12 protein-coding genes and 1 pseudogene are annotated in these 14,030 nt (G+C 67.4%); 5 read left to right on the plus strand and 8 right to left on the minus strand.

Features of this window, described 5'->3' with window-relative positions; translation table 11 throughout:
- Together MLGJGCBP_RS08570 and MLGJGCBP_RS08575 are read left to right on the plus strand one after the other, a co-directional pair.
- Positions 1–443, plus strand: a pseudogene (locus MLGJGCBP_RS08570) (transposase); the annotation flags it as partial.
- A gap of 778 nt (positions 444–1,221) precedes the next feature.
- Positions 1,222–1,452, plus strand: coding sequence for a hypothetical protein (locus tag MLGJGCBP_RS08575; protein WP_007297128.1), 231 nt, complete (start codon positions 1,222–1,224; stop codon positions 1,450–1,452).
- Positions 1,453–2,054: 602 nt separating this feature from the next.
- On the opposite strand, the gene MLGJGCBP_RS08580 is transcribed toward MLGJGCBP_RS08575, so the two are convergent.
- From MLGJGCBP_RS08580 to MLGJGCBP_RS08590, 3 genes are all read right to left on the minus strand, one after another.
- Entirely contained in the window at positions 2,055–2,477 is a 423-nt protein-coding gene (locus MLGJGCBP_RS08580; protein WP_080512618.1) for an SDR family NAD(P)-dependent oxidoreductase, read from the minus strand.
- Positions 2,478–2,701: 224 nt separating this feature from the next.
- The gene (locus tag MLGJGCBP_RS08585; RefSeq protein ID WP_007297130.1) at positions 2,702–3,031 is read right to left on the minus strand and encodes a YnfA family protein; all 330 of its coding nucleotides are present in this window, start codon (positions 3,029–3,031) and stop codon (positions 2,702–2,704) included.
- On the minus strand, positions 3,028–3,759 hold the full coding sequence (locus MLGJGCBP_RS08590; protein WP_007297131.1) for a MerR family transcriptional regulator: 732 nt from the start codon (positions 3,757–3,759) through the stop codon (positions 3,028–3,030). Before MLGJGCBP_RS08590 ends, MLGJGCBP_RS08585 begins: the two co-directional genes overlap by 4 nt.
- A gap of 322 nt (positions 3,760–4,081) precedes the next feature.
- Here MLGJGCBP_RS08590 and MLGJGCBP_RS08595 point away from each other — a divergent pair, with 322 nt between their 5' ends.
- The 3 genes from MLGJGCBP_RS08595 (at position 4,082) to MLGJGCBP_RS08605 (ending at position 5,797) form a co-directional block, all read left to right on the plus strand.
- Positions 4,082–4,465, plus strand: coding sequence for a hypothetical protein (locus MLGJGCBP_RS08595; RefSeq protein WP_039951123.1), 384 nt, complete (start codon positions 4,082–4,084; stop codon positions 4,463–4,465).
- A gap of 14 nt (positions 4,466–4,479) precedes the next feature.
- On the plus strand, positions 4,480–5,010 hold the full coding sequence (locus MLGJGCBP_RS08600; protein WP_007297133.1) for a hypothetical protein: 531 nt from the start codon (positions 4,480–4,482) through the stop codon (positions 5,008–5,010).
- Positions 5,011–5,122: 112 nt separating this feature from the next.
- Positions 5,123–5,797, plus strand: coding sequence for a response regulator transcription factor (locus MLGJGCBP_RS08605; RefSeq protein ID WP_007297134.1), 675 nt, complete (start codon positions 5,123–5,125; stop codon positions 5,795–5,797).
- Here MLGJGCBP_RS08605 and MLGJGCBP_RS08610 read toward each other — a convergent pair.
- The 5 genes from MLGJGCBP_RS08610 to MLGJGCBP_RS08625 all read right to left on the minus strand — a co-directional run bounded on the left by MLGJGCBP_RS08610 (position 5,773) and on the right by MLGJGCBP_RS08625 (position 13,910).
- On the minus strand, positions 5,773–7,191 hold the full coding sequence (locus MLGJGCBP_RS08610) for a sensor histidine kinase (protein ID WP_007297135.1): 1,419 nt from the start codon (positions 7,189–7,191) through the stop codon (positions 5,773–5,775). The two genes, MLGJGCBP_RS08605 and MLGJGCBP_RS08610, sit on opposite strands and share 25 nt — an antisense overlap.
- A 37-nt stretch (positions 7,192–7,228) precedes the next feature.
- On the minus strand, positions 7,229–11,686 hold the full coding sequence (locus MLGJGCBP_RS08615) for a non-ribosomal peptide synthetase (protein WP_160094861.1): 4,458 nt from the start codon (positions 11,684–11,686) through the stop codon (positions 7,229–7,231).
- A 52-nt stretch (positions 11,687–11,738) separates the two neighbouring features.
- The gene (locus tag MLGJGCBP_RS08620; RefSeq protein WP_007297138.1) at positions 11,739–12,386 is read right to left on the minus strand and encodes a HemK2/MTQ2 family protein methyltransferase; all 648 of its coding nucleotides are present in this window, start codon (positions 12,384–12,386) and stop codon (positions 11,739–11,741) included.
- Positions 12,387–12,618: 232 nt separating this feature from the next.
- The gene (locus tag MLGJGCBP_RS50395) at positions 12,619–12,780 is read right to left on the minus strand and encodes a hypothetical protein (protein ID WP_007295704.1); all 162 of its coding nucleotides are present in this window, start codon (positions 12,778–12,780) and stop codon (positions 12,619–12,621) included.
- The gene (locus tag MLGJGCBP_RS08625; protein WP_160094863.1) at positions 12,777–13,910 is read right to left on the minus strand and encodes an IS701 family transposase; all 1,134 of its coding nucleotides are present in this window, start codon (positions 13,908–13,910) and stop codon (positions 12,777–12,779) included. The genes MLGJGCBP_RS50395 and MLGJGCBP_RS08625 overlap by 4 nt, the downstream gene beginning before the upstream one ends.
- Positions 13,911–14,030: the final 120 nt, after the last annotated feature.

Raw genomic sequence — 14,030 nt, forward strand, 5'->3', positions numbered from 1 at the left:
GAGCTGATCGACGTCCTCGACGCGCACGAGGGACGATTCTTCGACCGGATCGCCGCCGAGTTGCGTGGCCATCCTGGCTATCGGGCGATTCAGGCGCTGCCCGGGGTCGGCCCCACCCTGGCGGCGGTGTTCGTCGCGGAGATCGGTGACGTGCACCGCTTCGCCGACCCCGGCCACCTGTGTTCGTGGGCCGGTCTGACCCCCAAGCACCGCGAGTCCGACACCGTCGTTCACCGCGGGCACATCACGAAGCAGGGCTCCAAACTGGTGCACTGGGCGGCGGTGGAGGCCATCCAACGGGAACCCGCCGGCACGAAGATCTCGGTCGACCGCCAACGCATCGAGGCCCGCCGCGGCCGGAACATCGCCAAGGTCGCCGCGGCCCGCAACTGCTCACCCTCGTCTACTACGGGCTGCGTGACGGAGAGATCCGCGCGTTGGCCCCAGAGGGCAACGGCGTGAGCACCCCGGACGCAACACGCGCGCGGCCGTTGCCAGGTCTGACCCCCGTGCCAACGGCGTGGTCGTCGTCCTGATTGACCCCGCGTATTGCCAGCGCACCGCTCCATGCCCGCACCGCCGGGCGAAGGGATGACCGGCCAGCCGAGGAAGCTCGGCCCTGCCCAACCCCATACGCATCACACTGGAGACGTTGCACCACAACCACATAGCGAAACCGAATCGCGTCGTTTGGTCCTCGACCTGTTCTCGGGCTCATTCCAGTGTGCGCCGGGCCGGGCCACCGTCAAGACCATTCGTCCTCGCTCACGCTGCGGGCGCTGCGTCTTGACCCCCGGCCCTCACCCAGCGCTGTCCGCATGGAGCCGAAACAGGAGCGCCTTGTCGTCGTGGATCATCGCTGCCCGCCGATCTGCGCGAGGGTGTCGACCACGTAAAACGCGACCCTTGACAAGGCCCCGCCTCTTCAGGGATGACCTGGCTCGTCACCGCGCTCGCGGACGTGGCCGTCGCCCGCCTCGTCCGTCCCGGAGGACGACGAATCGTACGTCCTCGAGGTTCTCACCACCTCGCCGATACCTCCGGCGGGCAGATGGACTGCGCCAGTTGAGTGACCCCCGACAGTTGACCGCCGCACCTCATGGGTGTCGCTCGGCGGACCACGTACTGAGGTTGGGCGGAGGAGTCCGCGCGGGCGCCGTCGCCGCTGTCAACGACGGTCGCGACGGATGGGTGTATGGGTGTCGCCCGAGTCGGCGAGGGATGCCGGCCAACTCGGGCGAGTCGCTTGTTGCTGCGATGGTTCTGACTTTGCGCTTGACGCGGGGCTGCGCCGGGCTGGATTCGGTCGCACAATCGGAGGAGGAGACAGAGGCAATCCTGCCGGAGGTGGGTGATGCGCTGGGAGGCACCGGCGCCGGTGCCATTTCCAATGCCGATGCGGTGGTGGCGGCTCGGACCGTGGAGCCGCAATCGCCTGATGCGCCGCGGTGACCGTCTCGAGGCGGTGATCATGCTGCTCGCTGCGGTGTTGATGGTGATGTTGGTCCCGTTCGCCGCCGCGTATGGGACGGCGACGCACACCCGGCTGGAGCAGCAGGCGCAGGCCCTGCGCCGCCGTGCATCAGGTGCCCGCGGTTCTGCTCGGGGACGCCCAGCCCGCCCTCGACAGAACCGATGCCTCGCGCCGTTTCGTCGGGAACCGGGGCTATGTCCCCGTCCGATGGTCGGCGGCCGGTAGTGACCACACCGGAGTCGTCTCCACCGACCCGGATGCACAGGCGGGCCAGACGATCAACGTCACCGTCGGTGCCGACGGCAACCTCGCCGACACCATCAAGTTGGGCCAAACGGTGGTCACTCCCCTTGCCAAAAAGGTCTTTCGCTGTTGCGAAGAGCATGACACCGCAGGATCGGGGCCACCGAGCTTCATGCCAGTTCCTCACAAAGCCGGGACGATCCCGCGGTTGCCGCCTCATATTCCCCAACGACCCAGAAACGCAATACGATGCATTGCTTATACTTTCGCCAACTCATGGTCAAGTCGACCTACCGTTGGCGCTACGCCGCCCAAGCGCACGAATGCGACTGGACCCCTAACTAACTCGCAGGTCGGCGCCGCCGGCAACCATGAGCGTCGTGCCGACTATGTATCGTGCGCGATCAGACGCTAGGTACGCGACAGCATCAGCGATATCCTGTGGATCGGCGCATCCGCCAAGCGGCACCGCATTACCGAGGGTCTCGAGGATATCCCGCTCGCGAGCAGAGCTCGTCGGGGCTGCGATCGGGCCTGGCGCTACGGCGTTGACCCGGACTCCATGCGGCGCCGCTTCATACCCCACATCTCTGGTGAGTGCGACTACACCGGCTTTGGCGACCGCATAGGCCACGTGATTCACGGTGTAGTGAAATCCCGCCATCGATGCGATGTTTACGATGCTGCCGCGACGCGCGTGAATCATCCCTGGAAGCACGGCCCGGCAACAGAGGAACACTGATCGCTGGTTTGTGTTGATGACCCGATCACAGCACCATTACGCCCCACACGCAGCACCGGTCCGCACCCCCAGGAGTTCGGGAGCCGGGCAGAGTCAGTGCTACACCACCGTGAACCCGAGCGACTCCGCCGGCAGATACATCAACTCCTTTCGCCCCCGGCAGAGCGCAACCCGATCCATCCGATCCCGGACCGCATCACACGCCCCGGTCCTCACACCTCCCTTCACTGGTTCGTGTGGGGTCAGCGCGGCGAGTACATGATGACGGCGAGTCCGACGAGGCAGATCAGTGCGCCCGTGACGTCGAAGCGGTCTGGTCGGAAGCCGTCCAAGGCCATGCCCCACAGCAGGGAGCCGGCAACGAACACTCCACCGTAGGCGGCCAGGATGCGGCCGAAGTTCGCGTCGGGCTGCAGAGTGGCGACGAAACCGTACGCGCCGAGGGCCAGTGCGCCGAACCCGGCCCAGAGCCAACCGCGTTGTTCGCGCACCCCTTGCCAGACGAGCCAGGCGCCGCCGATCTCGAAGATCGCGGCGAGCACAAACAGGGCAACGGATCTGGCGACGGTCACGGCGCCGTCGGGGTGATCAGGTCGTCGATCAGGGCCCGCGCATCGGCCGGGGCCGTGATCGTCAGCGCGACGGTGTCGCGGTCGAAGCCGAGGGTGAAGTCGAGGAAGGCGCAGCAGTGTTGTTCGGCCACGATCAGGGCGGCGAGCTCGGCAGCGGACTCGGCGGGCACGGTGACCCGGACCCCGGTATCGACCTGCTCGCGGGGGCATCCGTCGAGGAGGGAGTGCCAGGCGTCGATCCGGGTGCGGTAGTCGTCGCCGTCGAGGGTGCACGCGATCGGCCGGTCGGCCGTCGCCACGTCCATCCCCTGCACGGTGACAGGGTCGAGGAGAAAGGTGCACTGCGGGTCGCAGCGGTCGGCACGGTCAGGCAACGAGTCGAGCCGCCCGCGCGCGGCGACGAGTTCGGTGTGCAGCCTGGTCAGCTCGTCGATCCCGTTGGCTGCCTCGGTGATCCGGGCGTCGAGGGCTGGTCGCAGCTGCGATTTCACCGACCGGCAGGCCTCGTCCTCCCACACCGTCAGCAGCTCGAAGATCTCCGGCAGCGGCAGATGCAGGCGCTTGGCCGCGGAGATGAACCGCAACCGCTGTTCGGCGTGCTCGTCGTAAAGGCGGTACCCGGAGTGCGAGCGGGCGGCGGGCAGGAGACCCACCTGCTCGTAATAGCGCAGCGTCGTCGCGGGGACACCGCTGCGGCGCGACAGTTCGGAGATCAGCAACTCGGCCATACCGGCCACGGTAAACCTTCGAGTCCACTCGAAGGTCAACCCCTGAAAGGGCCCGATATCGACGCCTCACCCCCTCGTTCACCGGCGCCGAGTGAGGGCTATCGGGCTCGGTTGGTCAGCGGGCGGCGTGCGGTGACGCCTATCAACGCCAGGCGCTACTTTCAGCACTTTTTCAGCGGCCAGCGCGAATCATGGCGACCATGTCGACCGGGTATCGGGGAGCGCCTCCCCGTGAGACAGTCGCGGCCCGTGTGGCGCTCTGCCAGCTTGTTCCCAGCCGACAGCCAGGGTGCTGCCGGACACCGAAAGTAGGTTGACCACTATGACGAAAAAGAGCGTCCAGTTCGGTATCCCGCTTCTGATTTCTGCCGGCCTGCTTGCAGGATGCAGCTCCAACGACAGTGGCACCGGGTCATCGGCGAGTCCGACAACATCGGTGGTTGCGTCCTCCACCATGACCCCAGGCGGCAGCGGCAGTGCCACGGAGGTCGCTCAGGTAGATCCGAACACGGCAAGCCAGAGCCAGATCCAGGCGGCGTTCGAGGCAGCCGGAGTCAGCAACGCGGGTAAGTGGGCGAAGGAGGTCACCGAATACGGCCCCTACAGTCCCGACACGATATCCGATACCTTGACGAAGGAATTGGGCAAATACGGAATCGATCAACAGACTCTGGACACCATTTTGAGTGTCCTGGCCCCGCAGTAGGAGAATGAGCGGCCATGCACGATGAGGTTGCCCCGGAACGCGGCGGCGCGCGTCAAGCACGACTCGTCGCGCGGTTTCAGGCGGCACTGCTTGCGCTGTCGGTGCTCTCGTGCGCGTTCGTCGCAATCGAACTGGCATCGCTGCGGCACTGGAGGAGCACCGAGCAGATCGTGCCGTGGATTGTGCTGAGTGTGCTCTTCTGCTCGACGTTGATCGTCGTGTTCAACCGCTCACGGATCGCCATCGTGCAGGCTCGGCTGGTTGCTCTGTGCGCCGCTCCGGCGGCTCTGTTCGGGGTGTACGAGCACGTGAGCGCGAACCTCGACACCGGCGTCCTCAACCACAAATACACATGGGCAGAGCTGCCCGGCTGGGAACACCTCTGGCTGGCATCGACCGGGGCTGTCGGTGGTACACCGGCGACCGCACCGCTGGTGCTCGCGCTGGCCGGGGTGCTACTGGGTTTGGCGACCGTCGGGATGGCACCCGGCGCAGCCCGGGACGACCTCGCCAAGAGGGTCGCCGTATCCCGGGTGCGGACGTGACCCGACCCGGGCGATCGCGCTGACACCGGCGCTGGAGGGACCAGGTGATGGTGGTACCCCGGTCGTACCGTTGGGGTCCACTGGTTGCGGGAATGTTGTGGAGGAGGCGGCGGTGCGGGTGTTGCTGGTCGAGGACGAAACGCGCCTGGCCGAGACGGTGCGCCGCGGTTTGGTGGCTGACGGGTGCACCGTGCAGGTCGAACACGACGGCGTCGCCGGGCTGGCGGCTGCGGTAGGTGGCGGATTCGATGTGGTGGTCCTCGACATCATGTTGCCTGGCAAACACGGGTACGACGTGGTCCGGGAGATGCGTCGGCAGCAGGTGTGGACGCCGGTGCTGATGCTCTCGGCCAAGGACGGCGAATACGACCTCGCCGATGCCTTCGACCTCGGTGCCGACGACTATCTGATCAAACCGTTCTCGTTCGTGGTGCTGATCGCCCGGTTACGGGCGCTGGTGCGGCGCGGCGCCCCGCCGCGACCGCCGGTCCTGAGTGTTGCCGGACTCTCGTTGGACCCGGCGATGCGGCGGGTCACCCGTGGGGAGACCCGCCTCCAGCTCACTCCCCGCGAGTACAGTGTGCTCGAGTTCCTGATGCGCCACGCAGGCTCGGTCGTCACCAAACACGATATTCTGCAAGCGGTGTGGGACGCCAATTACGAGGGCGACGACAACATCGTGGAGGTCTACATCGGCTACCTTCGCCGCAAGATCGATGCCCCGTTCGGCACAACGAGCATCGACACGGTCCGCGGCGTGGGCTATTCGATGGGTTCGGAGGAGTAGCTGTCGTCGCCGATCGGAAGGGTGACGACGAAGTGTGCACCCCCGCCTTCATGGTCGCGGACCTCGATCGACCCGTGGTGTGCGGCAACGATTTCGGCGGCGATGGCGAGACCGAGTCCGGAACCACCGGATGCGCGGGTTCGGGGAGTGTCGAGGCGGACGAACCGCTCGAAGATCCGGGCCCGGTCCGCGGAGGCGATGCCCGGCCCGTCGTCGGCCACCTCGATCACGGCGCTTCCCTCGCACCTGCGGCAGGCGAGGGCGATTCGGGTGTGTGCGTGGCGGACGGCGTTGTCGACGAGATTGCGGACCAGCCGGGCCAGCTGCTCCGCATCCCCGGCCACCCGGACAGGGTCGACGGCGGCGGCGACCACGATGCCGGGAAGGCCCCGGAGGCGGGCGCGTTCGGCCAGGATCAGATCGTCGATATCGACGTCGACGCGCAGGTGGGTCAGTGAGTCTTCGTCGGCACGCGCGAGCAACAGAAGATCTTCGAGCAACGCATGCATCCGCCGGGCTTCGGGAAGCAACGACTCGTCGACCAGGGCCGTGTCGATCAATTCGGGACGGGATTGTGCGAGCTCGAGGGCGGCGGTGATGGTCGCCAGCGGGCTGCGCAGTTCGTGCGAGGCGTCGCCGACGAAACGCCGCTGGGCCAGGTGCCCGGCCTCGAGCCGCGCGAGCATGCTGTTCATGGTGACCGCGAGATCGGCGACTTCGTCCCGGGCCGCGGGCACGGGAACCCGTTCGTCGAGTTGATCGGTGGAGATCGACGCCACACGGGCGCGGATCCGCTCCACCGGGCGAAGTGCCGCGCCGATGAGCCGGTAGGTGGCGACGGCGACGAAGCCGATGACGATCGGGGCACCGATCGCCAGGAGCGCCGCGACAGTGGCCAGGACACCTTCGACCGGTTCGCGGTCGGCGCCGGTGACCACGGTGACCGGCCCGTTCGGGGACATGGTGCCGTGGGCGGCGACCCAGTAGTCGCGTTCGTGCCCGAAGTGGAGGTTTCCGAGGTAGGCGGACTCGCCGGGTGGCAGCGGGGCGGCAAGGACCGGTGACGACGGAATCCCGGCCGAGGTGACGAGCACGCTTCCCTGGTTGTCGAGGATGTGGACGGCCCCGATTTGGCCGTCGGTCGCGAGCAGCGATGCGTCGAGTTCCTGCGGCGGCTGAGAGTGGAGTTGCTCGATGATCTGGTGGGACCGTGAGTCGGCGGCGCCTCGGGCGGAGTGTTCGAGATTGCGGTACAGCACGAACAGGAGCGCACCACCGGCGAGGAGCAGGCACACCGTGACGGCAAGGACTGCGGCCGCGGTGGATCGCACCCGCACATTCCAGTTTCCGGGGTGCAGGCTGCGGCGGTCCATGGTGTTCAGTGTGACCGACACCGTGTCCGCCGCCCCGGCACCGGTGCGGCGTCGGATCTCATCCGACGGCCTCGGCGAGGATGGTGCGCAGCACGGGGAGGAATCCTGCGACGGTATCGTGGTCGAACAGATCGGCCGAATACACCAGTTCACAGTCGATGCCGGCCGGGTGGCCTTTTGCGCTGTGGTGGTCGGTGAAGTGGAAGTGCAGATCGCATTTGGCGATATCCAGTGGTTGCGGTGCGATCTCGAACTCCAGTCCGTCGCTGTCGAGGGTGGCGGCGGTGAAGTTGTTCAGCGATAACGCGACCTGGAAGAACGGGTGCAGCGACGGCGACCGGGGCGGGTCGAGCACGTCGACGAGGTGCTCGAACGGGACATCGGCGTGCGCGAACGCGTTCAGCTCGGTGGCGCGCGACTGGTCGAGAAGGTCGGCAACGGTGGTGCCTGGGTCGACCGTCGAGCGGAGAACGAGAGTGTTGACGAACATGCCGACGACTTCGTCGAGGTCGGGATGGGTGCGCCCGGCCGTCGGTATGCCGATCGCGATCGTGCGCTGCGAGGACAGGCGTGCGAGGAGCAGGGCCAGCGCGGAGTGCAGCACGGTGAACAGGGTCGCTCGCCGTGCGTGCGCGGTGGTCAGCAGTGCTGCGTGGGTTTCTTCGTCGACCGCGAAACTCAGACGGCCGGCCGCGTAGGTCCAGCGTTGTGGACGGGGTCGGTCCGCCGGCAGCGTCAGTTCCCGGGGCAGCCCTGCCAGTTCGGCCTTCCAGAAGTCGATCTGACGGGCCGTGAGGCTGCCGGGATCAGCGTCGTCGCCGAGAACGTCGTGCCGCCAGAGACTGTAGTGCGCGTATTGCACCGGCAGCGGCGCCCAACTCGGTGCGGTGCCGGCAGCGCGGGCCGCGTACGCGGTCAGCAGGTCGCGGGCGAGGACTGCCAGCGACCACCCGTCGGCGGAGATGTGGTGGATCACGCACGCGAGCAGGTGCTCCTCGGGCCCGGTGGCGAACAGTGTGGCCCGCAGCGGCGGTTCGCTGCGAACGTCGAAGCCGCGGTGCAGCAGAGGGCGGGTGTGTGCCGGGAGGTGGGATGCGCTCACGTGTGTCGGGGTGAGGTCGGGGACGGCGTCGCCGGCGTCGAGGACCCGCTGGTGGGGGCCGTCCACCGAATCGGGGTAGATCGTGCGGAGCGGGTGGTGCCGGTCGAGCACGTCGGCGGTGGCGCTGCGCAGCGCCTCGATGTCGAGGGCACCGCGGATCGTGACGGTGAACGGGAGGTTGTACAGGGCTGGGCGGGTGGCGGTGCGATCGAGGAATTGCTGCGCTGGGGCCAGCGGAACCCGCTGGGGCAGCGGTTGTGTTGCGAACGCGCGCAGCGAGGAGAGTTCACCCGACTTCGGGTGTTCCTCGGCGAGAAGCTGGGCGAGGGCGGCTACGGTGGGGAACTCGAACAGATCGCGCACCCCCAACTGGGTGCCGAAATCGGCGTTGAGTGCCGCGATCACCCGGGTGGCGGAGAGCGAATCCCCACCGAGGTCGAAGAAGGACGATTCCGCGTCCACCACGTCGGTGCACAGTACCCGGGCCAGCACCCCGGCCACCGCGTGTTCATCGGGTGTGCGCGGCGGCCGCGCCGAGGGAGCGGCGGAGCCGAAGTCGGGGGTCGGCAGGGCGGCCCGGTCGAGCTTCTTCGTCGGCGTCAGCGGAACGTCGTCCAAGACGGTGATCACCGCGGGCACCATGTAGTCCGGCAGCAGCTGGGCTACAGCCGTCCGCAGCATCGCCGGGGTCAATGCCGACGACGTCCGCAACAGCACATACGACACCAGCAGTGCATCCCCCGCCCTGTCATGGACCACGGTCGTCGCGAACCGGACATCCGGGTGCTCGCGTAGGGCGGTGTCGATCTCGCCGAGTTCGATCCGGAACCCGCGGACTTTGACCTGGTCGTCGCTGCGACCGACGTACTCGAGTGTTGCCTCGGGTGTCCATCGGACCAGATCACCCGTGCGGAACAGGCGGGAGCCGGGTTTGCCGAACGGATTGGCGACGAACCGGCCGGCGGTCATCCCTCCTCGGCGCGCGTAACCGCGGGCCAACCCTGGGGTGCCGAGATACAGTTCGCCGACCGCGCCGGAGGGAAGCGGCCGCAGGCGCCGGTCCAGCACCACCGCGTCGACGCCGCGCATCAGCGCCCCGATCGTCACCGGCCGATCCGGGGCCATCGGGGCGCTGAGCGTGACACTGCACGTGGTTTCGGTCGGGCCGTAGGCATTGCGCATCGTCCGGTGGTGCGCCCAGCGCGCCACCAGTTCCGGTGGACACGCCTCACCGCCGACGAGGACCAATTCCACATCGTCGAGGCCGGCGGGGTCCACCGTTGCCAGTGCCGACGGTGTCGACAGCACGTGGGTGACACCTTCGCAGCGTAGGAGATCGGCCAGTTCGTGGCCGCCAACCACATCCGGCGGGGTCACCACCAAGGTGGCGCCGGCCAGGGCCGCAGCGAGGACTTCGACCAGAGCCGTGTCGAAGCTCGGCGAGGCGAAATGCAGGATCCGCGAGGTGGCGGAGAGGGCGTAGTGGTCGCGGATTTCCTGTGCGAGATTGGCCAGGCCGTCGTGGGTGACGACGACACCCTTGGGTGCACCGGTCGACCCGGACGTGTAGATCACATACGCGGCGTTTTCCCGGCGCACCGGGCGCGGTGGGCGCGGTGGCGGCACGGCGAGGGCGTCGAGGGCGTCGAGGGCGTCGAGGGCGTCGAGGGCGTCGAGGGCGTCGAGGGCGACGGTGAGCCATCGCAGTGTGTCCGGCAGCTGGCTCCGGGTGTCGGAGGACGTCAGGCCGGCAACAGGTTTGCAGTCGTCGAGCATGTACTGGATGCGAGCGCGCGGATGCGTCGGGTCGATGGGGACATAGGCGGCGCCGGTGGCCGCGATCGCCCACACGGCGACCACCGATTCGTACGAGCGGGGTACGGCGACCGCCACGAGGTCTTCCGGACCGATGCCGGCGCCCAGCAGCGTGCCGGCCAACGCGGTCGAATGGCGGTCGAGGTCCCGGTAGGAGAAGGATCGTCCGCGGTCGCGGACCGCGATTCGCTCACCGGATGCACCGAGGGTGGTGGTGAGTAACTGGGTGAGGGTTGCCGGTTCGGCATCGGCCGGGCCGCGCGCCGGTGTCAGGACCTCGCGTTCCCCGGGCAGGAACAACTCCAGATCGGCCACCGCGGAGTCCTGGCCGATTGCGGCTCCGAATGTCTGCAGGAAATGGGTGAACCGGCGGTGGTGGCTGCTCAGTTCTCTCTCGCCGTAGAGGGCGGGGTTGGCTTCGAAGTCGATCCGCGGCATCAGATCCGTGGAGCCCGGGTAGATGTTCACCGCCAGATCCGCGGTCGGACCGGTCGTGAGAACGTGCACCCGACCGGTGACCGCACCGAGGTTGATGTCCGGTTCGAACAGCATCAAATTCAGCACGGGGCCGAACGAGGTGAGCTCACCAGTGGCCGTGCCGCGCTCACGACCGATGTCTTCGCGCCGATACCGCTGGTGGCGCAGTGACGCGATCAGTGCCGCCCGCGCGATTCCGATCGCTTCCTCGACGGTCGTGGCCCCGATCCCCGGCAGTGCCAGGGGCACCACATTCGAGACCGAACCCGTCGCAGCCCGCAGCGGTCCGGTTGTGCGGGCCGTTACCGGAAGGGACACCATGACGTCGTCGACGTCGGTCATCCGTGCCAAGTAGGCGGCGAAGGCCGCGACGAGGACAGCGGTGCGATCGAGGACGGACCGGCCTCCGGGCATCGGCGTGGAAGACACCACCGTGGGGTGGCCGGTGACCCGGACGGCGGGCCGAGGCGCAGCGCTCCGTCCGGCGAGGCTGACCACCGGTGGCAGATCGGGGGCGAGCCTGGCCCAGTATTTACGGTCGGTATCGAACCGCGGGGACGATCGATAGTCCCGATCCGCTCGGCTCAACTGCTCGGGCCCCACCACCCGATGCGGATCCGGCTCGTCGCCGCCGAGCGCCGCGGCGTACCACTGCGCGGTCCGTTGCATCAGCAGCATTGCCGCATATCCATCCAATGAGAGGTGGTGGGCACGCGAATACCAGAACACACGATCGTCACCGACCCGCAGGACACGCGAGAAGATCAGCGAGTAGTCGTCCATCGCGAGTGGGACCGTGCAGTCACGTCGCATCCACTCCCGCGCGAACTCGGCCGGGTCGCGTTCGGCGCGGAAGTCCAAAACCAGGACTTGACCTGCCGATCGAGTCCTCTCACGTTGATACGGTTGTCCGTCGACGTCGGCCAGCACGACCTCCGCGCCCAGTTCGTCCATCGCCCGCGTGTGCGCCTCGCACAGCTTCTCCACCTCAATGGGCCCGGTCAGATCCACGTACTGGGCGATGACGTAGGGCACGTCGGGCGTCAGCTGCTGGGCAAGCCAGATCGCCTGCTGCGCCGCGGTCAGTGGCACCAACCGGCCGGACGACCCCGAGGGCGTCATCGGTGACCTCGATCACACGCGGCGCGCACGCCCGACCGCGTCAGCTGGGTGCTCATTTGACCGCCCGGAACACTACGAGTTCCTCGGTGCACTGCTGTGGCCCGATCAACCCGCGATCAACGAGAAGATCCCGTCGCGCTTGCAGCACCGGACCGAACGGGACGCGGACACGGCGTGCTTCCTCAACGTGTAAGCCGCGTTCCCCCAGCATTAATCGCGTTTTCTCCGTGCCGCTCAGCGTCGATTGCACGAGCACCAGCCGTCCCCCGTCGTCGAGGAGGTCCGGGGCATCGCCGCAGATCCGGTCCAACAACGCCCGTCCCTCGTGCCCGGCGTCCCAGCACCGCGCACGACCTCTCGCCGGCAGCCCATCGTGCTCGGCAGGAACATAGGGTGGGTTCGCTACGATCAAGTCGAACCGCCGGTGACGTACTCGTGACACCAGATCACCGCGAACAACCCGCACACGGTGCCCGCGAACCGCCGTATTGAGCCAGGTACTGACCAACGCCCGACGCGAAACGTCGACTGCGGTCACGCTGCGCGCACCGTACCGAGTCGCCCACACGCTGACCACCCCAGTGCCCGCACACAAATCCAGAATCCGCGTACCCGCATGCACCTGCTCGTCGCCGAGCGATTCCAAAAGAAGCCGCGAATCATGCTGGGGCCGATACACACCCGGAAAACGAATGATCACCAACGCCCCTTCCTCCCAGCCGCCCGTCAGCGCAGCGATCCAAATCTGATCGAAGTGCGCGTTCAGCTGTCACAGCTCGGATCACCATGCCGAAGCAATGCCGTGCATGGCGCGCGGGACGAAACCGCTGTCCTTGTTCGGTTGTCGATGGTCACTTTGCCAGATCGTCACACACACAAGCTGAAAGAACGCTGAAAGCCGAGGTGGCCGCCCACTAGTACTGCAACGGCACTTATGGGAGGTGTCCGCGACGTCGGTAGTGGGAAGTGCGGGCCTGGTGTTGTCGGCGCCGTCGCCAGTTCGACCAGGACCAGATGTGCTCGTCGGGGTGGGCGTGTCGCAGGATCAGTTGCACGAGCAGGCGGCGGATCTCGGGTAGCGTGTAGCCGATCATGCCCTGATCGTCGATCCCGATTCCCCTTTTATAGCTTGGGTTTTCGTCCCGGCGAGCCAGGCGAGGGCGAGCATCGACAAGGTGATGTGGGCGTACCAGGCCCGGTAGGTCCGCACCTGGTACTGGTCGAGGCCGGCCTCGTTCTTGGCCTGCTGGAAGCATTCCTCGACCCGCCACCGGGAGCCGGCGATGGTGGCGAGTTCGGTGAGCGTGGTGCGGCGGGGTCCGGCGCAGATGTAGTACGCGATCTCGGTCGGATCGGAGAGGGATCGGCGGGCGAGCAGCCAGTGCCCGCGCCCGGGTGCCCAGGCGATCCGGATCGGGATCCGCACCCAGGAGTATTCGCGCCGGCCGTGCGCGCCATCGCCGACGGAGATCCGGCGCCACTGCTTCGCCGGGACCGCGGCGATCATCTCGTCGGCGCGACCGGAGCGGCCGTGCGGGGTGAACACGTCGTCGTTGCAGCGCGTGGCTAGGACGTAGGAAATATCGCGTTCCTCGAGCCAGACCCGCAGGTACTTCACCTGCCCGTAGGCCTCGTCCGCGGTGACCCAGGAGAACGGGACCTGTGCGTCGAGGGCGCGTTCGATCATGTGTTGCGCCAGTCTCGGTTTGGTCGCGAACTCGATGTCGTCAGTGATGCCGGCGGCGCGGCACCGGTCGCGGTCGGAGGTCCAGGATTCGGGCAGGTACAGTTCCCGGTCGATCAAGGCGTGGCCGGCGCCGCTGGCGTAGGCGAGGAAGACGCCGATCTGGCAGTTTTCCACCCGCCCGGCGGTGCCCGAGTACTGGCGTTGCACCCCGGCCGAGCGGGTGCCCTTCTTGAGGAATCCGGTGTCGTCGACGATCAGTACACCGGCCGGATCGCCGAGCCGTTCGACCACGTAGTCACGGACGTCGTCGCGGACGCCGTCGACGTCCCAGTCCGCGCGCCGCAGCAACCGTTGCATCCCGTCCGGGCTGATCTCGCCGGCCCGCTCGGCGAGGGTCCACCCGTTCTTGCGTTCCAGACCCGCAACCAAACCCGTCACATATTCACGGACTCGGGACCGCGGCTCCGACCGGGCGAACCGACCGGAGATCCGCTCATGCAACGCTTCCAACTCGGCAGCAACCAGATCGAGGACCACACAATCAGTATCGCGTACCTGTCAAGCAAGTGCCGTTGCAGTACTAGGGCATGTCTCCCAATAACTTGAGCCACTCGACGATGCCGGCGAGCAGGAATCCGGCGCGGTAGGTGAGGGCGA

The sequence above is a fragment of the Rhodococcus sp. T7 genome (genome assembly GCF_009872365.1).
Classification (GTDB): domain Bacteria; phylum Actinomycetota; class Actinomycetes; order Mycobacteriales; family Mycobacteriaceae; genus Rhodococcus_F.